Consider the following 23,147-nt stretch of genomic DNA (forward strand, 5'->3'; position numbering starts at 1 on the left):
CTCAACCCATCCTACGAAGAGCACCTCGGCGCAATCGGCAGAAAAAAGGCCGCATCAGCGGCCTTCTTTCCTTATCAGCGGTGGATCACTCGGCCAAACGCCAGGTGGTGCCGCCCTTGCCGTCTTCCAGAACCACGCCCATGGCCGTCAGCTCGTCGCGAATGCGGTCCGACTCGGCCCAGTTCTTCGCCGCGCGGGCTTCCAGGCGGGCCTGGATCAGCGCTTCCACCTGGGCGGCGTCGACCTTGCCGGCGGCGCCGGCCTGGAGGAAGGCATCCGGCTCCAGTTGCAGTACGCCGAGCAGGCCGGCCAGCTCGCGAAGCTTCGCCGCCAAGGCCGCTGCGGCCTGCAGGTCGGCCTCGCGCAGGCGGTTCACTTCGCGGGCCATCTCGAACAGCACGGCGACGGCTTCCGGGGTGTTGAAGTCGTCGTCCATGGCCGCTGCGAAACGCTCGGCGAAGGCTTCGCCACCGGCCGCCTCGACCTCGGGTAGGCCGCGCAGCGCGGTGTAGAAGCGTTCCAGCGCGCCCTTGGCTTCCTTGAGGTTGTCCTCGGAGTAGTTGATCGGGCTGCGGTAGTGGCTGGACACCAGCAGGAAGCGCACCACCTCGGGGTGGTACTTCTCCAGCACCTCGCGGATGGTGAAGAAGTTGCCCAGGGACTTGGACATCTTCTCGCCGTCCACGCGCACCGCGCCGGCGTGCATCCAGGTGGCCGCGTAGGGCTTGCCGGTGGCCGCCTCGCTCTGGGCGATCTCGTTCTCGTGGTGCGGGAACACCAGGTCCGGGCCGCCGCCGTGGATGTCGAAGGTCTCGCCCAGGCAGCAGGTGGACATCACCGAGCACTCGATGTGCCAGCCCGGGCGCCCGGCGCCCCAGGGCGACTCCCAGCTCGGCTCGCCCGGCTTGGCCGCCTTCCACAGGACGAAGTCCAGCGGGTCTTCCTTGGATTCGTCGACCTCGATGCGCGCGCCGATGCGCAGGTCTTCGATCTTCTTGCGCGACAGCTTGCCGTAGCCGACGAACTTGCCGACGCGGTAGTAGACGTCGCCGTTGCCCGGGGCGTAGGCGAAGCCCTTATCGATCAGCGTCTGGATCATCGCGTGCATGCCGGCGATGTGGCCGGTGGCGCGCGGCTCGATGTCCGGGCGCAACACCGACAGGCGCGCCTCGTCCTCGTGCATCGCGGCGATCATGCGCTCGGTCAGGGCGTCGAAGGGCTCGCCGTTCTCCTGGGCGCGACGGATGATCTTGTCGTCGATGTCGGTGATGTTGCGCACGTAGGTCAGCTCATAGCCGCGCTGGCGCAGCCAGCGGGCGATGACGTCGAAGGCGACCATGACGCGGGCGTGGCCGATGTGGCAGAAGTCGTACACGGTCATGCCGCACACGTACATGCGCACCTGGTTGCCGACCAGCGGCTGGAACGGCTCCTTGGCCTTGCTCAGGGTGTTGTAGAGGGAAAGCGCCATTTACTGCCCCCAGGAATCGCGCAGGGTCACGGTGCGGTTGAAGACCAGGGCGCCGGCCTTGGAATCCTTGCTGTCGGCGCAGAAGTAGCCTTCGCGCTCGAACTGGAAACGGTCCTCGGCGCCGGCGCCGGCCAGCGACGGCTCGGCGCGGCAACCCTTGAGCACCACCAGGGAGTCGGGGTTGATGTTGTCGAGGAAGCTGCCGCCCTCTTCGGACTTTTCCGGGTTGGCCGAGCGGAACAGGCGGTCGTACAGGCGCACTTCGCACTCGACGCTCTCGGCGGCCGGCACCCAGTGGATCACGCCCTTGACCTTGCGGCCTTCCGGGTTCTTGCCCAGGGTGTTCTCGTCGTAGCTGCAGCGCAGTTCGACGATGTTACCGGCGGCGTCCTTGATGGCTTCGTCGGCGCGGATCACGTAGCTGCCGCGCAGGCGCACTTCGCCACCGGGGACCAGGCGCTTGTAGCCGGCCGGCGGGACCTCCTCGAAGTCGCCGGCGTCGATGTAGATCTCGCGGCTGAACGGCAGCACGCGCACGCCCATGTCCTGCTTCGGATGGCGCGGCAGCTCGAGGTTCTCGACCTGGCCTTCGGGGTAGTTGGTGATGACCACCTTCAGCGGCTTGAGCACGCACATGGCGCGCGCGGCGTTGGCGTCCAGGTCGTCGCGGATGGCGAATTCCAGCATGCCGATGTCGACCACGCCACCGGCGCGGTTCACGCCGATCATGTCGCAGAAGTTGCGGATCGAGGCCGGGGTGTAGCCGCGGCGGCGGTAGCCGGAGAGGGTCGACATGCGCGGGTCGTCCCAGCCGTCCACGTGGCCTTCGTCGACCAGCTGCTTGAGCTTGCGCTTGCTGGTGATGGTGTAGTTCAGGTTCAGCCGGGCGAACTCGTACTGGCGCGGCTGCGCCGGCACCGGCAGGTTGGCCAGGAACCACTCGTACAGCGGGCGATGGTCCTCGAACTCCAGGGTGCAGATGGAGTGGGTGATGCCCTCGATGGCGTCCGACTGGCCGTGGGTGAAGTCGTAGCTGGGGTAGATGCACCACTTGTCGCCGGTCTGGTGGTGATGGGCGTGGCGGATGCGGTAGAGGATCGGGTCGCGCAGGTTGATGTTCGGCGAGGCCATGTCGATCTTCGCCCGAAGCGACTTGGCGCCGTCGGGGAACTCGCCGGCCTTCATCCGCGCGAACAGGTCGAGGTTTTCTTCCACCGAGCGCTCGCGGAACGGGCTGTTCCTGCCCGGCTCGGTCAGGCTGCCGCGGTATTCGCGCATTTCCTCGGCATTGAGGTCGCAGACGAAAGCCTTGCCGGCCTTGATCAGGTCCACCGCCCAGGCGTGCAGCTGGTCGAAATAGTCGGAGGCGAAGCGCACCGGGCCGGCCCACTGGAAGCCCAGCCACTTCACGTCGGCCTCGATGGCGTCGATGTATTCCTGGTCTTCCTTCGCCGGGTTGGTGTCGTCGAAGCGCAGGTGGCAGTCGCCGCCGAAGTCACGGGCCAGGCCGAAGTTCAGGCAGATCGACTTGGCGTGGCCGATGTGCAGGTAGCCGTTGGGCTCCGGCGGGAAGCGGGTGACGATCTTCTGGTGCTTGCCGCTGTCCAGGTCTGCCTGGACGATGGGGCGCAGGAAGTTGGCGGCGACAGTGGCTTCTTTCGAATCGGCGGTGGGCTTGCTCATGGTGTCCTTGATCGTTACTGACGTTCGGCCAGGGTAGGCCGGCCAAACCAAAGCGCTTATCATAGCCGAAGCTGTCAACCCCCTGACAGGCCTTCGATTTTCCCGACAGAGTGGAATCCCCTCATGATCAAGCTGCACACCAACCATGGCGTCATCACCCTGGAACTCTTCGAAGACAAGGCCCCAGAGACCGTGGCCAACTTCAAGGAGTACGTGAAGAGCGGTCATTACGACAACACCATCTTCCACCGCGTGATCAACAACTTCATGATCCAGGGCGGCGGTTTCGAACCGGGCATGAAGCAGAAGAGCACCCGCGCCCCGATCAAGAACGAGGCCAACAACGGCGTCGGCAACAAGGTCGGTACCGTCGCCATGGCCCGCACCATGGAGCCGCATTCGGCCAGCGCGCAGTTCTTCATCAACGTCGCCGACAACGACTTCCTCAACCACAGCGCGCCGACCGTGCAGGGCTGGGGCTACTGCGTGTTCGGCCAGGTAGTGGACGGCATGGACGTGGTCAACAAGATCAAGGGTGTGGCCACCACCATGCGCGCCGGCCACCAGGACGTGCCCAGCGAAGACGTGATCATCGAGAAGGCCGAGATCGTCGAGTGAGTCGATGAGCGTCCTGTTCATCTCGGACCTGCATCTGGAAGCGGAACGCCCGGACATCACCCGGGCGTTCTTGCATTTCCTCCGCAGCCGCGCCCGCCAGGCCGAAGCGCTCTACATCCTCGGCGACTTCTTCGAGGCCTGGATCGGCGACGACGGCATGGACGAGTTCCAGCATTCCATCGCCCGCGCCCTGCGCGAACTGGCCGACAGCGGCACGCGCATCTACCTGATGCACGGCAACCGCGACTTCCTGATCAGCAAGGCGTTCTGCCGCGAAGCCGGCTGCACCCTGCTGCGCGACCCCAGCGTGATCCGCCTGAACGGCGAGAAGGTGCTGCTGATGCACGGCGACAGCCTGTGCACCCTGGACGTCGGCTACATGAAGCTGCGCCGCTGGCTGCGCAATCCGGTCTCGCTGTTCATCCTGCGCAACCTGCCGCTTTCCAGGCGCCACCAGTTGGCGCGCAAGCTGCGCAAGGAAAGCCGCGCGCAGACGCGCATGAAGGCCAGCGAGATCGTCGACGTGACGCCGGACGAGGTGCTCAAGGTCATGCGCCAGCATGGCGTGCGCACCCTGATCCACGGCCACACCCATCGCCCGGCGGTGCACGAGTTGCAGCTCGACGGCCAGCCGGCCCGGCGCATCGTCCTCGGCGACTGGGACCGTCAAGGCTGGGCCCTGCAGGCCGACGCCAACGGCCTGCACCAGGCGCCCTTCAGTCTCGAAGCGGAGCCGTCCGGCCACTGACGCGGATCAACTTCATGGCCCCGGGCCAGCAGCTATGCTCAATCCATCCATAGCCGCATCGTCCGGGATCGCCATGAAAAAACACCTGCTGCTCGCCGCTTGCCTACTCGCCCTCGCCGGTTGTTCCAGCGAGTACATCATCAGCACTGCCGATGGCCAGATGATCACTACCGACAACAAGCCGAAGCTGGACAAGGCCAGCGGGATGATTCGCTTCGAGGATTCCGAGGGCAAGGAGCAGATGATTCCGCAGTCGCAGATTCGGCAGATCATCGAGCGCTGAGGGGGGATTGGAGGGGTAAGCGGGCTTGCTCGCCAACCCTCCTGGCCCTACGCACCAATCGCCACCCCGTCATTCCCGCGAACGCGGGAATCCAGCTGCCTTCTTGCTCGGTGTATCGCGCCGCTCCGAGTGTTCGGATATCTCTCATTTCGCCCCCTCGGGCGAGTCCCTTTTGTCAAACGCCACAAAAGGAACCAAAAAGGCTTGCCCCGCCATACGGGCCCGACACAGTCGGGCTACCCTCACGAATTCCCCCGCCACGGAGGCCCGCCCCGAGGGTACGTCCCTGTAGCCCATCGGGGCTCTCGCGACATCCATGTCGCATGACCTCCTGAGCGCGGGTTTCGTTCGGCCTTCTGAAGGGGCACTCCGGTGCGCTCGGCTATTTCTCTGGAAGTCCAAGAGCAAACGCGCTTTTGCTTTTCGTAGGAGCGAGCTTGCTCGCGAACCGCCCGTCACTGGGTTCCCGCGTTCGCGGGAATGGCGAGGGGGAGTGAGGAGTATCAGGATGACTCTGGGCTTCCCGGCAGCTCAGGACAGCCCCCTCTCCCTTCAGGGAGAGGGCTGGGGAGAGGGCGCTCCTCCCCCCAACACCACAGCCACCGGCAAACCCCGTTCGCAAGCAAGCTCGCTCCTACAAAAAAGCCAAAAGCCTCAAGCCTCCTGCGGCACACCACTATGAAAGCGGAACTCCCCATCCGGCGAACTGATGAGAGCCGCCTCGACCTCACGAATATCCTCCACCCGCCGCTGGATATCGGCCTCGTCGCCATACCGCCGCGCCAGCGCCAGGTAGCCCTGGAAGTGCCGCGCCTCGGATTTGAGCAGCGAACCATAGAACTTCGCCAGGTCCGCATCCAGGTGGTCGACCAGGGCCGCGAAGCGCTCGCAGCTGCGGCATTCGATGAAGGCGCCGACGATCAGGGTGTCGACCAGCTTGTGCGGCTCGTGGTTGCGCACCGCCGCGCGCAGGCCCGAGGCGTAGCGGCCGGCGGAGATCGGCCGCAGGGGAATGCCGCGCTTCTTGAGGATCGCCAGCACCTGCTCGTGGTGGCGCAGTTCCTCGCGCGCCAGGCGCGACATGAAGTTCACCAGCTCCTCATGGGCGCTGTACTTGGCGATCAGCGCCAGGGCGGTGCTGGCGGCCTTGAACTCGTTGTTCTTGTGGTCGATCAGCAGCACTTCCTGGTCCCGCAAGGCGGCCTCGACCCAGGCATCGGGCGTGGCGCAACCGAGGAATTCGCGGATTTCGGACAACATGACGGGCTCCAGTCACTCAGCGCCGCCGCGCAAAAGGGTTCGCCGGCGGCCAAAGGCGGAGCATTATACGAATGCAGCGGCGCACGGCCAGCGCCACACTTGATGCACCTCAAGAACCGCGCGGCCGGATCGCGTCTACAGTTGCTGCAAAGCAACGGCAAGTGCCAAGGGAGACGACCATGCAAGCCATCCGCAGCATTCTCGTAGTAGTGGCCCCCGACCAGCCCGACGGCCTGGCGCTCAAGCGCGCCAAGCTGATCGCCAGCGTCACTCAATCCCACCTGCACCTGCTGGCCTGCAGCAAGCAAGGCGACGCCGGCGCCCGGCTGGAGGAGCTGACCGCCAGCCTGCGCGAGGAAGGCTACAGCAGCAGTTGCCGGCAGGCCTGGCACGACAGCCTGCACGCCACCATCATCGCCGAGCAGCAGGCCGAAGGCTGCGGCCTGGTGGTCAAGCAGCACCACCCCGACAGCCCGCTGAAGAAGGCGCTGCTCACCCCCGACGACTGGAAGCTGCTGCGCTACTGCCCCGCTCCCGTGCTGCTGGTGAAGAGCGCCACGCCCTGGGCCGGGCGCAACATCCTCGCCGCGGTCGACGTCGGCAACAACGACGCCGAGCACCACGCGCTGCACGCCAATATCGTCAGCCACGCCTACGACATCGCCGGGCTGACCCACGGCCAGTTGCACGTGATCAGCGCCCACCCCTCGCCGATGCTGTCCGCCGCCGACCCGACCTTCCAGCTCAGCGAGACCATCGAGGCCCGCTACCGCGAGGCCTGCAAGGCGTTCCAGGCCGAATACGGGGTGGACGACCAGCACCTGCACATCGAGGAAGGCCCGGCCGACGTGCTCATCCCGCGTACCGCGCACCAGCTGGACGCGGCGGTGACGGTGATCGGCACCGTGGCGCGCACCGGCTTCTCCGGCGCGCTGATCGGCAACACCGCCGAGGTGGTGCTCGATGCCCTGGAAAGCGACGTGCTGGTGCTCAAGCCGGACGAAGTCATCGCCCACCTCGACGAGCTGGCGGCCAAGGCCTGACAGCTAGGCGCCAGCCCCGGCGCCTAGCATCGCCCGCAGGCGGACGCCCTCCGCCTTGCGGCAGTTCACGTGCACATCCTCCAGGCCCAGCCAGGTGGCCATTTCGCGCAACTGGCCGGCCAGCGCCAGCATGCCCTCCTCGCCCAGCGGCCGCTGTTCCTCGTGCACGGCATGGACCGCCAGGCGCCCCGCCGCCCGCTCGGCGCGCAGGTCGATGCGCGCCGCCAGGCGTTCGCCGAACAGGAAGGGCAGCACGTAGTAGCCGTAGACCCGCTTGTGCTGCGGGGTGTAGATCTCCAGGCGGTAGCGGAAGTCGAACAGCCGCTCGGTGCGGGCGCGCTCCCACACCAGGGAGTCGAAGGGCGACAGCAGCGCGCTGGCCGCCACCTTGCGCGGAATGACTGGTTCGCCGGCGACGTAGGCCGCCTGCGACCAGCCCTGCACGCGCACCTGGCGCAGCGCGCCGGCCTCGACCAGTTCGGCCAGGCGCGCCTTGCTGTCCGCCGGCTCCAGGCGGAAGTAGTCGCGCAGGTCGGTCTCGCTGGCCACGCCCAGGGCGTTGGCGGCGTGCAACAGCAGGCCGCGCTGGGCCTGCCCGGCATCCAGCTCGGGCGCATCCAGCACAGCGGCGGGCAGCACCCGCTCCGGCAGGTCATACAGCCGCTCGAAACCTCGGCGCCCGGCCACCGTCACCTCGCCGGCGGCGAACAGCCATTCCAGGGCGTGCTTCTCGTCGCTCCAGTCCCACCAGGGGCCGGCCCGCTCGCTGCGGGTGGTCAGGCTGCCGGCGCCCAGGGCGCCCTGCTCGCGCACCGCCTGCAGCACGCGCTCGATCACTTCGCGGCGTTCCTCGCCGAAGCGTGCCAGTTGCTTGTAGATGCCCTGCCCCACGGCCGCGCGACGCATGCGCCAGCGCATCAGCGGATACAGCTCCAGCGGCAGCAGGGATGCCTCGTGCCCCCAGTACTCGAACATCCGCCGATGCCGCCCGGCGCTCCAGGCCGCCTCGTCCAGCAGCGCCTGCGGGTAGCTGCCCAGGCGCGAGAACAGCGGCAGGTAGTGCGAGCGGGTCAGGGCGTTGACCGAATCGATCTGCAGCACGCCCAGGCGTTCCAGCACCTGCTGCAGGTGCCGGCGCTGCACCTGGCTGCGCGGGCGCCGGCTGGCGAAGCCCTGGGCCGCCAGGGCCAGGCGGCGGGCTTGCTTGAGGGACAGGCTGTCGGTCATGGGCACTTCCTGCCGGCTGGATCGAAGCCCCCGATCCTACGCCAAAGCCACCAGCGCCGACATCAGGCCGGCAGGGCTTGCGCGCTGGGCGCGGGGAACGGCCGGGCGATGCTGAAGGCTGCGGCGCTCGGCCCGTGCTCGGCCAGGCGCTGCAAGGCCGCGCGGGCCTGCTCCAGGGTCGGCAGTTGCCCGGCCGGCAGCCACCAGAGCGCCAGGCTCGGCCCCGGCAGCTTCTCCATCCACTCCTTGCGCCGGCGCAGCACGCTCAGGTGCTCGCCGCCATAGACATAGTCGCGCAACGCATCCAGGGATTCCCAGAGCGACAGGTTGACGATGATCCGCGGGTCGGCGAAGGCCTGGACGCCGGTGGCGTCGCCCGCCTCGTCCTGCAGGCGCCAGACGAAGCCGGGGCTGGCCTCGGCCAGGGCGTTGATGGGCGCCAGCTGGTCGACGAAATCCTGCATCAGCGGGTGGTCGAGGGGAGCCCTGGCCCGGGCGATGTTGACCTGGGCCAGGTGGTAGCGGTGCGGCATGGGCCTTTCCTTGTGCTCGTGCAATATAGAAGGGGTTCAGCGACGCAGGTGGTCGATCCAGAAGGGCTTCTCCGCCTCCTGCAGGATGTCGGCGCGGCTCAGGCCGATGTCCTTGAGCGCCGCATCGCTGAGCCTGGCCAACTGCTCGCGCTGCCGGGCCAGTTCCCGCCAGCGGCGGATGCGGCCCAGCAGGCGCTGCCAGAAGGCCGCGCCGGCATGCCGGCGGGTGAATACCGAGGGTGTCATCACGAAACCGAATTGCGCTTTCATCGTGTCGTCCTCCCTGTGGGGTTGGCACCAGTCTCGCGCCGGGCATAAGATCAATCCAACGAATCATTCTTATGCATCCCATCTTGGAGATTGATGTATGAGCGCCTTCCCCAGCATCGACAGCGAACTGCTGCGCACCTTCGTCGCCATCGCCGACCACGGCGGCTTCACCCGCGCCGCCGAGGTGGTCAACCGCACCCAGTCGGCGGTGAGCATGCAGATGAAGCGCCTGGAGGAAGACGTGCTGGAACGCACCCTGTTCGAGCGCGACGGCCGCCAGGTGCGCCTGACGCCCGAAGGCCAGGTGCTGCTGGGCTACGCGCGGCGCATCCTGCGGCTGCAGGGCGAGGTGTTCAACACCCTGCGCCAGCCGCACATGGTCGGCGCGGTGCGCATCGGCACGCCGGACGACTACGTGATGCGCTTCCTCCCGGAAATCCTCTCGCGCTTCGCCCAGGCCTACCCGCTGGTGCAGGTGGAAGTGCATTGCGAGAGCTCCTCGCAACTGCTCACCCGCAAGGACCTGGACCTGACCATAGTCACCCGCGAGCCGGGCACCGAGATCGGCCAGCTGCTGCGCCAGGAGCCCTTCGTCTGGATGGCCGCGGAAAGCTTCTGCCCGCAGGAGCAGCGCCCACTGCCGCTGGCGATGTTCAACACCACCTGCTTCTGCCGCGCCTGGGCCTGCAACGCCCTGGAAGCGCTGGAGATCGACTACCGCATCGCCTACAGCAGCCCCAGCCTCTCGGCGCTGTTCGCCGTGGCCAGCGCGGGCCTGGCGGTCACCGCCCAGCTGCGCAGCCTGCTCACCGGCAACCTGCGCATCATCGGCGAGGAGGAAGGCCTGCCGGCCCTGCCCTCGGCGAGCATCGTGCTGCTGCGCAACCCGGCGCGGCAGTCGCCGGTCACCGACAAGCTGGCCGACTACATCGTCGAAGGCTTCGCCGCCTGAGCCGGCTCACTGGCGCAGCAGGAGCAGCGCGCAAACCACCAGGAACAGGCTGAAGGCGAAGCGCAGGGCGCGCTCGGGCAGCGCATGGGCCAGCTTCACGCCCCAGGAGATGCTCAGCAGGCCGCCAGCCGCGAGGCAAGCGCCCATGCGCCAGTCGACGTGGCCATGCAGCGCATAGGTGCCCAGCGCCACCGCGGTGCTCGGCGCGGCCAACGCCAGGGCCAGCCCCTGGGCCACCACCTGGGTGAAGCCGAACAGCGAAGTCAGCACCGGCGTGGCCAGCACACCGCCGCCCACCCCGAACAGCCCGCCCAGGGAGCCCGCGCCCAGGCCAAGGGCGGCGAACCAGGGCAGGCCCGGCGTTTCCTCGCGCGGCTGCGCCTCGCTGCGCTGGCGCAGCAGCAGGTAGCCGGCCAGGGCCAGCAGGAACACCACGAAGGCCGTGCGCATGTGCGCCGCATCGATGCGCAGCGCCAGGCTGGAGGCGAGAAAGGCGCAGAACAGACCGGTCACCGCGAGCACCGCCGCCTGGCCGGGATCGATACGATTGCGCTGGTGATAACGGCGCAGCGCCAGCAGCACGTTGGGTACCACCATCACCAATGCCGTGCCCTGGGCCAGTTGCTGGTCGAGGCCGAACAGCACGCCCAGCGCCGGGATCGCCAGCAGGCCGCCACCGATGCCGAACAACCCGCCCAGGCAACCCAGAACCAACCCCAGGACGAAATCCAGCCCCATCTCCAGCATGCGAACCTCCAAATACGTCGAGGCCATGCTAGAAAACCGCCGCTGGATGGGAAACGCAAAGCCCAGCACAATGGCTTTGCGCTTTACGCATAGGCAAGCACCATGACTCCCACCGCCCTGGAAGACCAGCTGGACCTGTTCCTCGACGTGCTCGACAGCGGCAGCTTTTCCGCCGCCGCGCGCCTGCGCCAGCTCACGCCCTCGGCGGTGGCGCGGCGCATGGATGCCCTCGAACGCGGCCTCGGCAGCCCGCTGCTGGCCCGCAGCACCCACGTAGTCCGCGCCACACCGGCGGGCCTGGCCTTCGCCGAACGCGCCCGGCGCATAGTCGAAGAACTGCGCCAGGCCCGCGCCGAAGCGGTATCGCTGAGCACCGCGCCCGAAGGCCTGATCCGCATCGACGCGCCCGTGCCCTTCGGCCGCCGCCACCTGGCACCGGCCATCGCCGACTTCCTCAAGGCCAACCCCGGCCTGGACGTGCAGCTGCGCCTGATCGACAGCTTCACCGACCTGCAGGGCGACAACCTCGGCCAGGTCGACCTGGTGCTGCGCATCGGCCCGCTGCCGGACAGCCGCCTGGTGGCCACGCCGCTGGCGCCCATGCGCCGCATCGTCTGCGCCAGCGCCGACTACCTGGCCCGCCACGGCCGGCCGAGCTCGCCGCTGCAGTTGCCCGAGCACATCGGCCTGGACTGGGAAGGCCTGGCGCCGCCGCTGGCCTGGCGCTTCGCCGTCGACGGGCGCCTGCAGCACCTGCGCCCACGGCGCCTGCGGCTGACCGCCAACAACGCGGAAACCCTGGTCGAAGGCGCCTTGCAGGGGCTCGGCGTGGCTCACCTGCCGACCTGGCTGTGCAGCGAATACCTGATGCGCGGCGAACTGCAGCCGCTGTTCTGCGAGCCGGGCCTGCCGGAAGCCGAACCGGGCGGCATCCACGCCCTGCGCCTGGAGCGCGGCACCCACCCGCGCAGCCAGCGCCTGCTGGCCTTCCTCGTCGAGCGCTTCGGCTTCCCGCCACCCTGGGACAGCGCCCTCGCCGCGCACCTGGCAGGCAAGGAACTGGCGAAGAAATAGCCAGCGCGCTAAATTAAGGCGCAATCATCTATTCGGAGGCCCGTCATGAGCCAACCCAAGGACGCCTGCGAATCGCTCAAGCTCGACAACCAGCTGTGCTTCGCCCTCTACTCCACCTCGCTGCAGATGACCAAGGTGTACAAGCCCCTGCTCCAGCAACTGGGCCTGACCTACCCGCAGTACATCGCCATGCTGGTGCTCTGGGAACAGGACGACATCACCGTCGGCGAGATCAGCGCGCGCATGCTCACCGACCCCGGCTCCCTCACCCCGCTGCTCAAGCGCCTGGAAGGCGAAGGCCTGATCACCCGCAAGCGCAGCGCCAGCGACGAGCGGGTGGTCGAACTGCGCCTGACCGACAAGGGCCGGGAGCTGCGCCAGCAGGCCGAGAGCATCCCGGCCTGCATCCTCGCCGCCAGCGGCCTGTCCCTCGAAGAACTGGGCAGGCTGAAGAACGAACTGGTGGACCTGCGCGGCAGCCTGCAAGGCTCGGACTAGGCGCTTATTCCAGGATCGCGAATACCTTATCGCGAATTCTTCCAATAAATATCTTGCGCGCAAAATAACTCAGGACTAACTTCTGCCTCACGCACTTAGTTAGTTCGCAAAATTTTAACGGACAAACAGACATCCGGAGACACCGCCATGCAAACCATCAAAGCCCTCTACACCGCCACTGCCACCGCGACCGGAGGCCGCGACGGCCGCGCCGTCTCCTCCGACGGCAACCTCGACGTGAAACTGACCACCCCGCGCGAACTGGGCGGCCAGGGCGGCGCCGCGACCAACCCCGAACAGCTCTTCGCCGCCGGCTACTCGGCCTGCTTCATCGGCGCGCTGAAGTTCGTCGCCAGTCAGAGCAAGCGTCAACTGCCCACCGACGCCTCCATCACCGGCAAGGTCGGCATCGGCCAGATCCCCGGCGGCTTCGGCCTGGAAGTGGAACTGAACATTGCCCTGCCGGGCCTGGAGCGCGCCATCGCCGAGGAACTGGTGGCCGCGGCCCACCAGGTCTGCCCGTACTCCAACGCCACCCGCGGCAACATCGACGTGCGCCTGAACATCGCAGTCTGACCCACGCACCCCAAGGAGACCCGAACATGAAAGCGCTCAGCAAAACCCTCGCAGGCAGCCTGCTCGCCCTGGCCATCGGCAACGCCTTCGCCGCCGGCAGCCCCGGCGTGCAGCACGACACCCAGGCCTTCCTCGAAGCCCTGGAGGCCGGCGGCGGCAAGCCCCTGGAAACCCTGTCGCCGAAGGACGCCCGCGCGGTACTGAGCGGCGCCCAGGCCTCGGTGAAGGTCGACCTTTCCGGCACCAACGTCAGCGAGAAGACCATCCAGGCCGACGGCCAGCGCATCAGGCTGACCATCGTGCGCCCGGCAGGCGCCAAGGGCACCCTGCCCGCTTTCATGTTCTTCCACGGCGGCGGCTGGGTGCTGGGCGACTACCCGACCCACGCCCGGCTGATCCGCGACCTGGTGGTGAGCTCCGGCGCGGTGGCAGTGTACGTCGACTACACGCCCTCCCCCGAGGCCCATTACCCGGTGGCGATCAACCAGGCCTACGCCGCCACCAGGTGGGTAGCCGAGCACGGCAAGGAAATCGACGTCGATGGCGCGCGCCTGGCGGTGGCCGGCAACAGCGTCGGCGGCAACATGGCCGCGGTGGTCGCACTGATGGCCAAGGACAAGGGCACACCGAAGCTGCGCTTCCAGGCCCTGCTGTGGCCGGTGACCGACGCCAGCTTCGAGACCGGCTCATACAGCCAGTTCGCCCAGGGGCACTTCCTCACCAAGCCGATGATGCAGTGGTTCTGGGACAGCTACACCACCGACGCCAAGCAGCGCGCCGAGATCTACGCCTCGCCGCTGCGCGCCAGCACCGAGCAACTGAAAGGCCTGCCGCCGGCACTGGTGCAGACCGCCGAGTTCGACGTGCTGCGCGACGAAGGCGAAGCCTACGCCCGCAAGCTGGACGCCGCCGGCGTGGCCGTCACCGCCACGCGCTACAACGGCATGATCCACGACTACGGCCTGCTCAACCCGCTGGCCAAGGTGCCCGCCGTACAGGCCGCCATGCGCCAGGCTGGCGAGGAGTTGAAGGCGCACCTGAAATAACCCGCGCCAGAACCGAAAAGGCCCGGCATCTGCCCCCTCACCCCAGCCTTCTCCCGAAGGGAGAGGGGGCAGTTCGTGCCACCGGGGCGTCCGGCGTGGCCGGTGGTTCCAATCGCGGACGGAGTCCTTCCCGGCAACTTGTAGGAGCGGGCCCTGCCCGCGATTCGCGCGCAGGGCGCGCTCCTACAAGGGGAGCGAATCGCGGGCAGGGTCCGCTCCTACCCCCTCCGGCGAACACAAGACCCGTAGGATGGCGTTGAGCGAAGCGATACCCATCACCACGACCGCATGGTCAACCCATGCGTTGAGGCGCACCTCGGCGCAGCCGGCAAGACAGTTGCTCCTACGCCCGGGGGCGCCTGGTTCGGGCCTGCGTGGCGGGGAGTTCGCGAATGAAAAAATGCCGTTTCTCCCAGGCAGAGAAACGGCATTCTTTCTTGAGTGAAAAGCTCTACGGCATCTGCCGGGCTTTTCACATCACGCGAAGGCTCAAGCCTTGACGCGGGACTTGTACTCGCCGGTGCGGGTATCGATCTCGATGGAGTCGCCGATTTCGCAGAACGCGGAAACCTGCAGCTCGGCACCGTTCTTCAGGCGGGCGGTCTTCATGACCTTGCCGGAAGTGTCGCCACGGACGGCCGGCTCGGTGTAGACGATTTCACGGACGATGGTGGTCGGCAGTTCGACGGAGATCACCTTGTCGTTGTAGAAAACCGCTTCGCAGACGTCGGTCATGCCGTCTTCGATGAAGGTCAGCACGCCTTCCAGGTCGCCCTTCTCGATCTCGTACTGGTTGAACTCGTTGTCCATGAAGACGTACAGCGGGTCCGCGAAGTAGGAGTAGGTCACTTCCTTGCGGTCGAGGATGATCGGTTCCAGCTTGTCATCGGCCTTGAACACGGTCTCGGTGCCGGCGCCGGTCAGCAGGTTCTTCAGCTTCATCTTGACGACGGCGCTGTTACGGCCGGACTTGTTGAACTCGGCCTTCTGGATGACCCAGGGGGCGCCGTTGATGTTGGCAACCTGGCCTGCGCGGAACTCTTGAGCGGTTTTCATACGAATATCCGATTTGGATTGGAGACAAAAAACAGGGGACGTATCATAGCCAATTTGTATAAAAACGCACCAGCCCCGCGGCGAGATCCGGCTGTGCGGCATGCTTTTCGCTCCAGCGCAGCGCCCATTCCCGCCAGGCTCCGGCCCGTTGCTGCAGCGCCGCCCAGGCCGTCGCCGCATCGCCAAGGCCGTTCCAGGCGTGCCAGTAGGCCAGCAGGGCAGCCTCGAGCCCGGGCTCCATGCCCTGGGTATAGATAGAGAGGAAGGCGTCCAGCTTCTCAAGGTGCACGCCCTCCTCCTGCTCGTAGATGTGCCAGACGAATGGCCGCCCCGCCCAGAGCGCGCGGACGAAGGAATCCTCGCCGCGCACCGCGTTGAGGTCGCAGCTCCACAGCAGCAGGTCGTAGTCCTCCTGGCGGACGAACGGCAAGACCTGCAGGCGCAGGTTGCCGCGCCGATGGCGGTCGCCCGGCGCCAGCCCCGGCAGGCCCAGCCAGTCGGCGACATCGCCCAGCACCCGCCCTTCGGGGATCAGCAGCAGCGTCGGCTGCACGTCTTGCGCCAGCGCGTCCAGCCAGGGCGCCAGCGCCGGGTTCTCGTAGGCGAACAGGGAAATCAGACGCTCCCTACCCTCCACTTCCATGCCAAGAGAGGCCAGGAATGTCCGGCGGCTGGCGTCGTCCGCCTGGAAGGCCCGGCGCCGCTCGAGCAGCCCCGCCTCCCGCAGCAGGCCGCCGACGCCCGGCTGCACCCCGGGGAAATAGAAGTACTTCTGCAGGCCGTTGGCCTGCAGCGAAGGCAGGCCGTGGCAGGCAGCCACCCAGTCCTCGGCGCTGAGGTATTCCAGGTTCAGCCACAGCGGTGGCACGGCGCGCTCGCGCATGGCCTCCACGTAAGCCGGCGGCAATGGGCAGGCGAATGCCTCGATGACCACGTCGGCGGCCGGCGTGTCTTCCCACAGCGCGGGCCAGTGGCGGACTTCGACGCCTGCCTGGCGCTGGCCGGGCAGCGCCGGATCGGCCCCGGGGCACAGCCGCGCGAAGGCATTCAGGTCGTCCACCCACAGGCGCACCGCCTGGCCATGCTCGCCGGCGAGCTGGCGCGCCAGGCGCCAGGTCACGCCGATGTCGCCATAGTTGTCCACCACGCAGCAGAAGATGTCCCAGCTCGCCATCGCACTCGCCTTTGGAAGGAAGCCGCCAGTTTAGCAAGGCGGGCCGCCCCGGTTTCCCCTCGACGTCCTTAAGCCGATGAATCCGTTGAAAAAACATTTGCCTTTCGGAAAACCTTTGAGTAAAGTGCGCGCCTCGACAGACACAGCGCTGTCGAAACCCTGGTGAGGTGTCCGAGCGGTTGAAGGAGCACGCCTGGAAAGTGTGTATACGGGAAACCGTATCGAGGGTTCGAATCCCTCCCTCACCGCCAGATCAAAAAGCCCGGCTGACTGATGAAGTTAGCCGGGCTTTTTCGTTCCAGCGCGTTGCACTCGCAATGCACCCTTGCAATTGGCGACACAGTTAGTCGCCATTAGTTCCCAGCAGACTTTCGTCCTATCGCGTTTTAGCATTACTTCGGACGTCTATACTCGGATATTCCGCCCTCGCCTCGGCTCCTCCCAACAGCCCCGCTGTAGGGCAGTCGCGGACACTTGCACATTTTTTGCACAACTACCGGGCAATTAAGAGTTCAAGCAGGCCCGGCATGAAAAAAAAGTGCCGTACTTGCGCTTGGTCAGTTTACTTACTACAAGTAATGAGTACTATGTAGTCCGGCTAATTTCCCAGTCCCATGGGGAATTGCTTTAATGGAAATGTCCACCTTAAGGGGAACACGATGAACAACGTTCTGAAATTCTCTGCTCTGGCTCTGGCTGCTGTTCTGGCCACCGGTTGCAGCAGCCACTCGAAAGAAACCGAAGCCCGTCTGACCGCTACTGAAGACGCCGCTGCCCGTGCCCAAGCCCGCGCTGACGAAGCCTATCGTCACGCTGACGAAGCTCTGGCCGCTGCTCAGAAAGCCCAGCAGACTGCTGACGAGGCTAACGAGCGCGCTCTGCGTATGCTGGACAAAGCCAGCCGCAAGTAATAGATCCTCGGATCTATTCGAAAAGCCGACCTCTCGAGGTCGGCTTTTTTATTGCCCGGACTTTCTCCTAGGCAATGAAAAGCCCGCGGACCTTGCGGTCGGCGGGCTCGGCACAACGGCGCAGGCGTCAGGGCATCTGCACGGTGGTGTTCTCGCTGGCAGCCACCGAGGAACCGGGCTGCTGCGGCATGGCGATGGCCACCGGCAGGCCGTCTTCGGCGGCCACCACTTCGCGCACCACGTTCCAGTCCATCTGCATCTGGTTGGCGATGTCTTCGCGCTTGAGCAGCGCATTGATCACCGCGGTGTGCTTGTCCACGACCGAGGGGTTGCCGTGGTCGTCGATCGGCGTATGGGCCTCGAGGTAGATCTTGCCTTCGCTGCGGCCGAACTTGTACGGCTCGTTGATGATGCGCACCGAAGTGCCCACCGGCACCATCGGGAACAGCTCGGTCACGTCGCCGTTGTACATGCGGAAGCAGCCGTGGCTGGTGCGGGTGCCGATGCCGAACTTCTTGTTCGAGCCGTGGATCAGGTAGCCGGGAACGCCCAGCGACATCTTGAACGGGCCCAGCGGGTTGTCCGGCCCCGGCGGCACCACGGTCGGCAGCGGGTCGCCGTCGGCGGCGTGCTCGGCGCGGATCGACGCCGGCGGGTACCAGGCCGGGTCCTTGGTCTTGGCGACGATGCTGGTGTGGGCGATGGGCGAGCCCCAGCCCTCGCGGCCGATACCCAGCGGGTAGGTGTAGACCACGTTCTTGCCTTTGGGGAAGTAGTACAGGCGGTACTCGGCGATGTTGATCACGATGCCTTCGCGCGGGCCCGGCGGCAGGATGAAGCGCGTCGGGATGATGACCTCGGTGCCCACGCCGGGCAGCCAGGCGTCGACGCCCGGGTTGGCGGCGAGCATCTCCTGGTAGCCCAGGTCATAGGTCTGGCCGAGGTCGGCGAAGGTGTCTTCGTACTTGGCCTTGATGACCTGCACCTGGCCGACGATATCCTCGCCGGGCGCCGGCAGCGGCAGCTCGAGGGCGGAAACGGGGCCGGCCGAGAGCAGCGCGGCAAAAGACAGCGAGCAGGCGGCGATAACACGCGACAACATCCGGAGATCCTTGGCGAGAGCACAGTTGACAGAGGGGGCGGTAGTGTACCACTCAGACCCTATTTTCCGGGAGAGTTCACAATACCCAGGAAAATCGTTGCCCGCGTTTTTCCTGTTCCAGGCGTTTCAGGCATTCCGGGCACAGCCGCCGGTCGCGCAGCTGCGGCCGCCGGGCCTCGCGCCAGAGCGGTTGCGCCGGCAGCAGGCCGCCGCACAGGGTGCGGTCCGCGGGGGAGCCGAGCTCCAGCTGCCGGGCGACGAGATGCACGCGCACCTCGCGGCAGGCGAACAGATCGAGCTGGGAATCGGGTTCGATCAGCTGGTAGGCGAAGAGGGTCCAGGCGGGGCGGGACATGGCGGCTCCTGAAGGGTGCGCAAACATAGCGGAAAGCCCCCGCGCGGGGAAGCCTTCCGACAGCCCGGCGATCAGAGCAGCGGCTTGAGCTGCGGCCAGACGTTGTCCAGCAGGCGCGGCTGCGCGGCCACGGCCGGATGGATGCCGTCAGCCTGCATCATCTGCGGCACGCCGCCAACGCCGTCGAGGAAGAACGGCACCAGCGGCACCCCGCCCTGCTCGGCGACCTGCTGGAACACCCGGGCGAAAGCCTGGGTATAGCGTTCACCGTAGTTGGGCGGCAGGCGCATGCCCAGCAGCAGCACCTTGGCCCCGGCCTGGCGCGAGGCCGCGACCATCGAAGCAAGATTCTGTTGCAATTGCTGCGGCGCCTGCCCGCGCAGGCCGTCGTTGCCGCCCAGCTCGATCACCACGACGCTGGGTTTCTCCCCGGAAAGCAGCGCCGGCAGGCGCGCCAGGCCACCGGCGCTGGTGTCGCCGCTGACCGAGGCATTGACCACCCGGTAGTCGAAACCCTCGTCCTTCAGCCGCTGCTCCAGCAGGCTGACCCAGCCGCGGCCGGTATCCACTCCCAAACCGGCGCTGATACTATCGCCGACGACCAGCAGCGTCTGCGCCGCGGCTTGCTGGGCGACCAGCAGCAACGCCAGGCAGACGCTCGATAGCCATGCACGCATCGGACCCTCCATGAGCGAAAGCATTCTCACCGCGCGCAACCTTAGCAAGGTCGTTCCCAGCGCGGAAGGCGAGCTGACCATCCTCCACGACCTCTCCCTGGCCCTGCAGCGCGGCGACAGCCTGGCCATCGTCGGCAGTTCCGGCTCCGGCAAGTCCACCCTGCTCGGCCTGCTGGCCGGGCTCGACGAGCCCAGCGGCGGCAGCGTGGAACTGGCCGGGCACCGCCTGGGCGAGCTCGACGAGGACCAGCGCGCGCGGGTGCGCGCCGCCCACGTCGGCTTCGTCTTCCAGTCGTTCCAGCTGCTCGACAGCCTCGACGCCCTGGAAAACGTCATGCTGCCCCTGGAGCTGGAGGGCCGCAGCGACGCCCGCGAGCGCGCCCGCGTCCTGCTCGAGCGCGTCGGCCTGGGCCAGCGCCTCACCCACTACCCGCGCCAGCTCTCCGGCGGCGAGCAGCAGCGCGTTGCCATCGCCCGCGCCTTCGCCGCCGAACCCGACGTGCTGTTCGCCGACGAGCCCACCGGCAACCTCGACAGCACCACCGGCGAGCGCATCAGCGACCTGCTCTTCGAACTCAACCGCGAGCGCCGCACCACCCTGGTCCTGGTCACCCACGACGAGCGCCTGGCGCACCGCTGCCAGCGGCAGATCCGCCTGGAAAGCGGCCACCTGATCGACCACGCGGAGCCCTGAGCCGATGAAGTCGCTGCCGCTGACGCGCCTGTTCGGCCTGGCCCTGCGCCAATTGCTGCGCGAGTGGAGCAGCGGCGAGCTGCGCGTGCTGTTCTTCGCCCTGCTGGTGGCGGTGGCCGCCAGCTCCGCCATCGGCTACTTCAGCGCACGGCTGAACGGCGCCATGCTGGTGCGCGCCTCGGAATTCCTCGGCGCCGACCTGGTCCTAAGCGGCACCCAGCCGGCCGCCCCGGAGCAGATCGACAGCGGCAATCGCCTGGGCCTGAAACATGCCTACAGCGTCGAGTTCTCCAGCGTCATCGCCACCGACCAGGGCATCCAGCTGAGCAGCGTCAAGGCGGTGGACGACAGCTACCCGCTGCGCGGCGAGCTGAAGAGCGCGGCTGCGCCCCTGGAGCCGGAACGCGCCGGCGGCCGGCCGCAACCCGGCGAAGTCTGGGTGGAGTCGCGGCTGCTCACCAGCCTCGACCTGAAGGTCGGCGACAGCATCGAGATCGGCCGCCAGGCCCTGCGCATCGCCCGCGTGCTGACCTACGAGCCGGACCGCGCCGGCGACTTCTACAGCCTCACCCCGCGGGTCATGATGAACCTGCACGACCTGGAGGCCACCGGCGTGGTCCAGCCCGGCAGCCGGGTGCGCTACCGCGACCTCTGGGAAGGCGACGGCCAGGCCCTGCAGGCCTACCGCCGCGCGGTGGAGCCGGGGCTTGCGGCGAACCAGCGGCTGCTCGACGCGCACCACGGCAACCGCCAGATCGGCGACGCCCTGGAACGCGCCGAGCGCTACCTGAACCTGGCCAGCCTGGCGGCCATCCTCCTCGCTGGCGTGGCGGTGGCGCTCTCGGCCAACCGCTTCGCCGCCCGCCGCTTCGACGCCAGCGCCCTGCTCCGCTGCCTGGGCCTGACGCGCCGCGAAGCACTGCTGCTCTATGGCCTGCAACTGTTCAGCCTGGGCCTGGCCGCCAGCCTGCTGGGCGCGGCGCTCGGCTACCTGGCGCAGCTCGGCCTGGTAACGCTGCTGGGCGACCTGCTGCCGCCGCAGATTCCGCCGGCCGGGCCGGTGCCGGCGCTGGCCGGCGTGGCCACCGGCCTGGTCGCCCTCGCCGGCTTCGCCCTGCCGCCGCTGGCCGCCCTGGGCCGGGTGCCGCCGTTGCGGGTGCTGCGCAGCGACCTGCTGCCGGTGCCCATGCGCAGCTGGCTGGCCTACGGCTGCGCGCTGCTGGCGCTGGGCCTGATCATGTGGCGGCTGAGCCTGGACCTGCGCCTGACCCTGGCCCTGCTGGGCGGCGGCGTGGTCGCCGCGGCCATCCTCGGCGCCCTGCTGCTGCTCGCCCTGAACGGCCTGCGCCGCCTGCTGTCGCGCGCCAGCCTGCCCTGGCGCCTGGGCCTGGGCCAGTTGCTGCGCCACCCGCTGGCCGCCGCCGGGCAAAGCCTGGCCTTCGGCCTGATCCTGCTGGCCATGGCGCTGATCGCCCTGCTGCGCGGCGAACTGCTGGACACCTGGCACGCCCAGTTGCCGGCCAACGCGCCCAACTATTTCGCCCTGAACATCCTGCCGGCGGAAAAGGACGCCTTCGAAGCCCGCGTGCGCCAGGTCTCGCCCAACGCCGAAGGGCTGTTCCCCATGGTCCCCGGGCGCCTGGTGGCGGTGAACGGCCAGCCGGTGCAGGCGCTCAGCGAAGACGTGCGCAGCGAGCGCGCCCTGCAGCGCGACCTCGGCCTGACCTGGTCGCAGAAGCTGCCCGCCGGCAACCAACTGGTGGCCGGGCGCTGGTGGGGCGACGCGCCGGCCGGCGAACTACCCGGCGTCTCGGTGGAGGAAAAGCTCGCCGGCAACCTCGGCATCAAGCTCGGCGACCGCCTGAGCTTCAACGTCGCCGGGCAGACCCGCGAGGTGCAGGTGCAGAGCCTGCGCTCGGTGAAGTGGGACAACTTCCAGCCGAACTTCTTCATGGTCTTCCAGCCCGGCACCCTCGCCGACCTGCCGGTGACCTACCTGACCAGCTTCTACCTGCCCGCCAGCGACCAGCGCAGCGCCATCGAGCTGGCCCGCGCCTTCCCCACCGTCACCCTGCTGCCGGTGGACGTGCTGCTGGCGCAGCTGCGCAGCATCCTCGACCAAGTCACCCTGGCGGTGGAATACGTGCTGGTGTTCGTCCTCGCCGCCGGCTTCGTAGTGCTCTTCGCCGGCCTGCAGGCCACCCTCGACGAGCGCCTGCGCCAGGGCGCCCTGCTGCGCGCCCTGGGCGCCGAGCGCGAGCTGCTGCAACGCACCCGGCGCAGCGAGTTCGCCCTGCTCGGCGCGGTCAGCGGCGTGCTGGCGGCCCTGGGCTGCGAGCTGATCAGCTACCTGCTCTACAGCCTGGTGTTCCAGTTGCCCTGGCATCCGCACCCCTGGCTGCTCGGCCTGCCGCTGCTGGGCGCGTTGCTGGTGGGCGGCGCCGGGCTGTTCGGCACGCGCCGGGCGCTGACCCTGAGCCCGCTGCGCCTGCTCCGCGAAGGCTGATAGACTCCCTGGCCTGCCCAGCCACAGCCGGAACCCCATGAGCCGCTATCGCCCGCCGCGCACCGCCGGAACCCCGTTGATCACCCCCGAAGGCGAGGCGCGCCTGCGCGCCGAACTGCACGAACTGTGGAACGTGCGCCGCCCCCAGGTGACCCAGGCGGTGAGCGAGGCGGCCGCGCTCGGCGACCGCTCGGAGAACGCCGAGTACATCTACGGCAAGAAGATGCTGCGCGAGATCGACAGCCGCGTGCGCTTCCTGCGCAAGCGCCTGGAGAACCTCAAGGTGGTGCGCGACCGTCCGGGCGACCCGAACAAGGTCTACTTCGGCGCCTGGGTGACGCTGGAGGACGAGGACGGCGAACAGGCCCGCTACCGCATCGTCGGCCCGGACGAACTGGACCTGCGCAGCAACCAGATCAGCATCGACTCGCCCCTGGCCCGCGCCCTGGTGGGCAAGGAACTGGACGCCGAAGTAGTGGTGCGCACACCGGCGGGCGAGAAGCTCTGGTTCGTGGTCGAGATCGACTATCCCTGAGCGAAGTCCCGCGGTGCAATCGCTGACAAGGCCCCCTCCTACGGTCTCAGGAAGCACGGCTTTTCGTAGGATGGCGTTGAGCGAAGCGATACCCATCAGCGCAACCGC

Annotated in this window: 25 protein-coding genes and 1 tRNA gene; 14 read left to right on the forward strand and 12 right to left on the reverse strand. The window is 67.6% G+C overall.

The genetic code is table 11. The features are described 5' to 3' along the window. Window positions 1-85: 85 nt before the first annotated feature. Both cysS and FG99_RS02810 read right to left on the reverse strand, forming a co-directional pair. On the reverse strand, window positions 86-1,471 hold the full coding sequence (cysS, locus tag FG99_RS02805; RefSeq protein ID WP_043267156.1) for a cysteine--tRNA ligase: 1,386 nt from the start codon (window positions 1,469-1,471) through the stop codon (window positions 86-88). Then, window positions 1,472-3,154: a glutamine--tRNA ligase/YqeY domain fusion protein gene (locus FG99_RS02810; protein WP_043267158.1), complete on the reverse strand. Its 1,683-nt coding sequence runs from the start codon at window positions 3,152-3,154 to the stop codon at window positions 1,472-1,474. 123 nt (window positions 3,155-3,277) lie between these two features. Between FG99_RS02810 and FG99_RS02815 the strand changes: the two genes are divergently transcribed. The 3 genes from FG99_RS02815 to FG99_RS02825 all read left to right on the forward strand — a co-directional run bounded on the left by FG99_RS02815 (window position 3,278) and on the right by FG99_RS02825 (window position 4,803). Next, window positions 3,278-3,772, forward strand: a complete 495-nt coding sequence (locus tag FG99_RS02815) for a peptidylprolyl isomerase (RefSeq protein ID WP_009623469.1) — start codon at window positions 3,278-3,280, stop codon at window positions 3,770-3,772. 4 nt (window positions 3,773-3,776) lie between these two features. After that, window positions 3,777-4,520, forward strand: a complete 744-nt coding sequence (gene lpxH, locus FG99_RS02820) for a UDP-2,3-diacylglucosamine diphosphatase (protein ID WP_043267160.1) — start codon at window positions 3,777-3,779, stop codon at window positions 4,518-4,520. Between the two features lie 73 nt (window positions 4,521-4,593). Then, on the forward strand, window positions 4,594-4,803 hold the full coding sequence (locus FG99_RS02825; RefSeq protein WP_043267162.1) for a YgdI/YgdR family lipoprotein: 210 nt from the start codon (window positions 4,594-4,596) through the stop codon (window positions 4,801-4,803). Window positions 4,804-5,457: 654 nt separating this feature from the next. Here FG99_RS02825 and FG99_RS02830 read toward each other — a convergent pair. Beyond that, the gene (locus tag FG99_RS02830) at window positions 5,458-6,063 is read right to left on the reverse strand and encodes a MiaE family protein (protein ID WP_043267164.1); all 606 of its coding nucleotides are present in this window, start codon (window positions 6,061-6,063) and stop codon (window positions 5,458-5,460) included. Between the two features lie 179 nt (window positions 6,064-6,242). On the opposite strand from FG99_RS02830, the gene FG99_RS02835 reads away from it, so the two are divergent. Beyond that, a complete protein-coding gene (locus tag FG99_RS02835; protein ID WP_009623480.1) occupies window positions 6,243-7,106 on the forward strand; it encodes a universal stress protein in 864 nt (287 codons plus the stop codon). Between the two features lie 3 nt (window positions 7,107-7,109). Here FG99_RS02835 and FG99_RS02840 read toward each other — a convergent pair whose 3' ends face one another. The 3 genes from FG99_RS02840 to FG99_RS02850 form a co-directional block, all read right to left on the reverse strand. Further along, window positions 7,110-8,333, reverse strand: coding sequence for a winged helix-turn-helix domain-containing protein (locus FG99_RS02840; RefSeq protein ID WP_197886822.1), 1,224 nt, complete (start codon window positions 8,331-8,333; stop codon window positions 7,110-7,112). Between the two features lie 62 nt (window positions 8,334-8,395). Continuing rightward, on the reverse strand, window positions 8,396-8,866 hold the full coding sequence (locus FG99_RS02845) for a DUF3291 domain-containing protein (protein WP_043267168.1): 471 nt from the start codon (window positions 8,864-8,866) through the stop codon (window positions 8,396-8,398). A 36-nt stretch (window positions 8,867-8,902) separates the two neighbouring features. After that, the gene (locus FG99_RS02850; RefSeq protein ID WP_043267170.1) at window positions 8,903-9,136 is read right to left on the reverse strand and encodes a DUF1127 domain-containing protein; all 234 of its coding nucleotides are present in this window, start codon (window positions 9,134-9,136) and stop codon (window positions 8,903-8,905) included. A gap of 97 nt (window positions 9,137-9,233) precedes the next feature. Between FG99_RS02850 and FG99_RS02855 the strand changes: the two genes are divergently transcribed. Further along, window positions 9,234-10,088 (forward strand): LysR substrate-binding domain-containing protein, encoded by an 855-nt coding sequence (locus tag FG99_RS02855; RefSeq protein ID WP_009623491.1) that lies wholly within the window; start codon window positions 9,234-9,236, stop codon window positions 10,086-10,088. 6 nt (window positions 10,089-10,094) lie between these two features. Here FG99_RS02855 and FG99_RS02860 read toward each other — a convergent pair whose 3' ends face one another. Further along, a complete protein-coding gene (locus FG99_RS02860) occupies window positions 10,095-10,835 on the reverse strand; it encodes a sulfite exporter TauE/SafE family protein (RefSeq protein ID WP_043267172.1) in 741 nt (246 codons plus the stop codon). 102 nt (window positions 10,836-10,937) lie between these two features. Between FG99_RS02860 and FG99_RS02865 the strand changes: the two genes are divergently transcribed. The 4 genes from FG99_RS02865 (at window position 10,938) to FG99_RS02880 (ending at window position 14,029) form a co-directional block, all read left to right on the forward strand. Then, window positions 10,938-11,909: a LysR family transcriptional regulator gene (locus tag FG99_RS02865; RefSeq protein WP_043267173.1), complete on the forward strand. Its 972-nt coding sequence runs from the start codon at window positions 10,938-10,940 to the stop codon at window positions 11,907-11,909. 45 nt (window positions 11,910-11,954) lie between these two features. Further along, complete coding sequence (locus FG99_RS02870; protein ID WP_043267175.1) at window positions 11,955-12,407, forward strand: MarR family winged helix-turn-helix transcriptional regulator; 453 nt, start codon at window positions 11,955-11,957, stop codon at window positions 12,405-12,407. 147 nt (window positions 12,408-12,554) lie between these two features. Next, window positions 12,555-12,983: an organic hydroperoxide resistance protein gene (locus tag FG99_RS02875; RefSeq protein ID WP_043267177.1), complete on the forward strand. Its 429-nt coding sequence runs from the start codon at window positions 12,555-12,557 to the stop codon at window positions 12,981-12,983. Between the two features lie 26 nt (window positions 12,984-13,009). Beyond that, a complete protein-coding gene (locus FG99_RS02880) occupies window positions 13,010-14,029 on the forward strand; it encodes an alpha/beta hydrolase (RefSeq protein WP_043267179.1) in 1,020 nt (339 codons plus the stop codon). Between the two features lie 489 nt (window positions 14,030-14,518). Here FG99_RS02880 and efp read toward each other — a convergent pair whose 3' ends face one another. Together efp and earP are read right to left on the reverse strand one after the other, a co-directional pair. After that, complete coding sequence (gene efp, locus FG99_RS02885) at window positions 14,519-15,085, reverse strand: elongation factor P (protein ID WP_009623501.1); 567 nt, start codon at window positions 15,083-15,085, stop codon at window positions 14,519-14,521. A gap of 43 nt (window positions 15,086-15,128) precedes the next feature. Further along, window positions 15,129-16,259 (reverse strand): elongation factor P maturation arginine rhamnosyltransferase EarP, encoded by a 1,131-nt coding sequence (gene earP, locus FG99_RS02890; RefSeq protein WP_043267181.1) that lies wholly within the window; start codon window positions 16,257-16,259, stop codon window positions 15,129-15,131. Between the two features lie 161 nt (window positions 16,260-16,420). Between earP and FG99_RS02895 the strand changes: the two genes are divergently transcribed. Continuing rightward, a tRNA-Ser gene (locus FG99_RS02895) sits at window positions 16,421-16,510 on the forward strand. Between the two features lie 408 nt (window positions 16,511-16,918). Next, the gene (oprI, locus tag FG99_RS02900; protein ID WP_024128796.1) at window positions 16,919-17,170 is read left to right on the forward strand and encodes an outer membrane lipoprotei OprI; all 252 of its coding nucleotides are present in this window, start codon (window positions 16,919-16,921) and stop codon (window positions 17,168-17,170) included. Window positions 17,171-17,297: 127 nt separating this feature from the next. On the opposite strand, the gene FG99_RS02905 is transcribed toward oprI, so the two are convergent. The 3 genes from FG99_RS02905 to FG99_RS02915 form a co-directional block, all read right to left on the reverse strand. After that, complete coding sequence (locus FG99_RS02905; protein WP_009623505.1) at window positions 17,298-18,272, reverse strand: L,D-transpeptidase family protein; 975 nt, start codon at window positions 18,270-18,272, stop codon at window positions 17,298-17,300. A gap of 76 nt (window positions 18,273-18,348) precedes the next feature. Continuing rightward, window positions 18,349-18,627 (reverse strand): hypothetical protein, encoded by a 279-nt coding sequence (locus FG99_RS02910; protein ID WP_009623507.1) that lies wholly within the window; start codon window positions 18,625-18,627, stop codon window positions 18,349-18,351. A 71-nt stretch (window positions 18,628-18,698) separates the two neighbouring features. Beyond that, window positions 18,699-19,304, reverse strand: coding sequence for an arylesterase (locus tag FG99_RS02915; RefSeq protein ID WP_009623508.1), 606 nt, complete (start codon window positions 19,302-19,304; stop codon window positions 18,699-18,701). Window positions 19,305-19,314: 10 nt separating this feature from the next. Between FG99_RS02915 and FG99_RS02920 the strand changes: the two genes are divergently transcribed. Genes FG99_RS02920 through greB form a run of 3 tightly spaced genes read left to right on the forward strand, consistent with a single transcriptional unit; the run spans window position 19,315 to window position 23,039 of the window. Continuing rightward, window positions 19,315-19,998 carry an ABC transporter ATP-binding protein gene (locus tag FG99_RS02920; protein ID WP_043267183.1) on the forward strand — a complete coding sequence of 228 codons (684 nt, stop codon included), beginning with the start codon at window positions 19,315-19,317 and terminating at the stop codon, window positions 19,996-19,998. A gap of 13 nt (window positions 19,999-20,011) precedes the next feature. After that, window positions 20,012-22,504, forward strand: a complete 2,493-nt coding sequence (locus FG99_RS02925; protein ID WP_141766305.1) for an ABC transporter permease — start codon at window positions 20,012-20,014, stop codon at window positions 22,502-22,504. A 37-nt stretch (window positions 22,505-22,541) separates the two neighbouring features. Beyond that, window positions 22,542-23,039 (forward strand): transcription elongation factor GreB, encoded by a 498-nt coding sequence (greB, locus tag FG99_RS02930; protein WP_009623511.1) that lies wholly within the window; start codon window positions 22,542-22,544, stop codon window positions 23,037-23,039. Window positions 23,040-23,147: the final 108 nt, after the last annotated feature.

The organism is Pseudomonas sp. AAC (assembly GCF_000725445.1).
GTDB lineage: Bacteria > Pseudomonadota > Gammaproteobacteria > Pseudomonadales > Pseudomonadaceae > Pseudomonas > Pseudomonas citronellolis.

Bases quoted from the DNA above. Each gene is read 5' to 3' on its own strand.
- cysS (WP_043267156.1), bottom strand. From the start codon at position 1,471: ATGGCGCTTTCCCTCTACAACACCCTGAGCAAGGCCAAGGAGCCGTTC.
- FG99_RS02810 (WP_043267158.1), bottom strand. From the start codon at position 3,154: ATGAGCAAGCCCACCGCCGATTCGAAAGAAGCCACTGTCGCCGCCAAC.
- FG99_RS02815 (WP_009623469.1), top strand. From the start codon at position 3,278: ATGATCAAGCTGCACACCAACCATGGCGTCATCACCCTGGAACTCTTC.
- lpxH (WP_043267160.1), top strand. From the start codon at position 3,777: ATGAGCGTCCTGTTCATCTCGGACCTGCATCTGGAAGCGGAACGCCCG.
- FG99_RS02825 (WP_043267162.1), top strand. From the start codon at position 4,594: ATGAAAAAACACCTGCTGCTCGCCGCTTGCCTACTCGCCCTCGCCGGT.
- FG99_RS02830 (WP_043267164.1), bottom strand. From the start codon at position 6,063: ATGTTGTCCGAAATCCGCGAATTCCTCGGTTGCGCCACGCCCGATGCC.
- FG99_RS02835 (WP_009623480.1), top strand. From the start codon at position 6,243: ATGCAAGCCATCCGCAGCATTCTCGTAGTAGTGGCCCCCGACCAGCCC.
- FG99_RS02840 (WP_197886822.1), bottom strand. From the start codon at position 8,333: ATGACCGACAGCCTGTCCCTCAAGCAAGCCCGCCGCCTGGCCCTGGCG.
- FG99_RS02845 (WP_043267168.1), bottom strand. From the start codon at position 8,866: ATGCCGCACCGCTACCACCTGGCCCAGGTCAACATCGCCCGGGCCAGG.
- FG99_RS02850 (WP_043267170.1), bottom strand. From the start codon at position 9,136: ATGAAAGCGCAATTCGGTTTCGTGATGACACCCTCGGTATTCACCCGC.
- FG99_RS02855 (WP_009623491.1), top strand. From the start codon at position 9,234: ATGAGCGCCTTCCCCAGCATCGACAGCGAACTGCTGCGCACCTTCGTC.
- FG99_RS02860 (WP_043267172.1), bottom strand. From the start codon at position 10,835: ATGCTGGAGATGGGGCTGGATTTCGTCCTGGGGTTGGTTCTGGGTTGC.
- FG99_RS02865 (WP_043267173.1), top strand. From the start codon at position 10,938: ATGACTCCCACCGCCCTGGAAGACCAGCTGGACCTGTTCCTCGACGTG.
- FG99_RS02870 (WP_043267175.1), top strand. From the start codon at position 11,955: ATGAGCCAACCCAAGGACGCCTGCGAATCGCTCAAGCTCGACAACCAG.
- FG99_RS02875 (WP_043267177.1), top strand. From the start codon at position 12,555: ATGCAAACCATCAAAGCCCTCTACACCGCCACTGCCACCGCGACCGGA.
- FG99_RS02880 (WP_043267179.1), top strand. From the start codon at position 13,010: ATGAAAGCGCTCAGCAAAACCCTCGCAGGCAGCCTGCTCGCCCTGGCC.
- efp (WP_009623501.1), bottom strand. From the start codon at position 15,085: ATGAAAACCGCTCAAGAGTTCCGCGCAGGCCAGGTTGCCAACATCAAC.
- earP (WP_043267181.1), bottom strand. From the start codon at position 16,259: ATGGCGAGCTGGGACATCTTCTGCTGCGTGGTGGACAACTATGGCGAC.
- oprI (WP_024128796.1), top strand. From the start codon at position 16,919: ATGAACAACGTTCTGAAATTCTCTGCTCTGGCTCTGGCTGCTGTTCTG.
- FG99_RS02905 (WP_009623505.1), bottom strand. From the start codon at position 18,272: ATGTTGTCGCGTGTTATCGCCGCCTGCTCGCTGTCTTTTGCCGCGCTG.
- FG99_RS02910 (WP_009623507.1), bottom strand. From the start codon at position 18,627: ATGTCCCGCCCCGCCTGGACCCTCTTCGCCTACCAGCTGATCGAACCC.
- FG99_RS02915 (WP_009623508.1), bottom strand. From the start codon at position 19,304: ATGCGTGCATGGCTATCGAGCGTCTGCCTGGCGTTGCTGCTGGTCGCC.
- FG99_RS02920 (WP_043267183.1), top strand. From the start codon at position 19,315: ATGAGCGAAAGCATTCTCACCGCGCGCAACCTTAGCAAGGTCGTTCCC.
- greB (WP_009623511.1), top strand. From the start codon at position 22,542: ATGAGCCGCTATCGCCCGCCGCGCACCGCCGGAACCCCGTTGATCACC.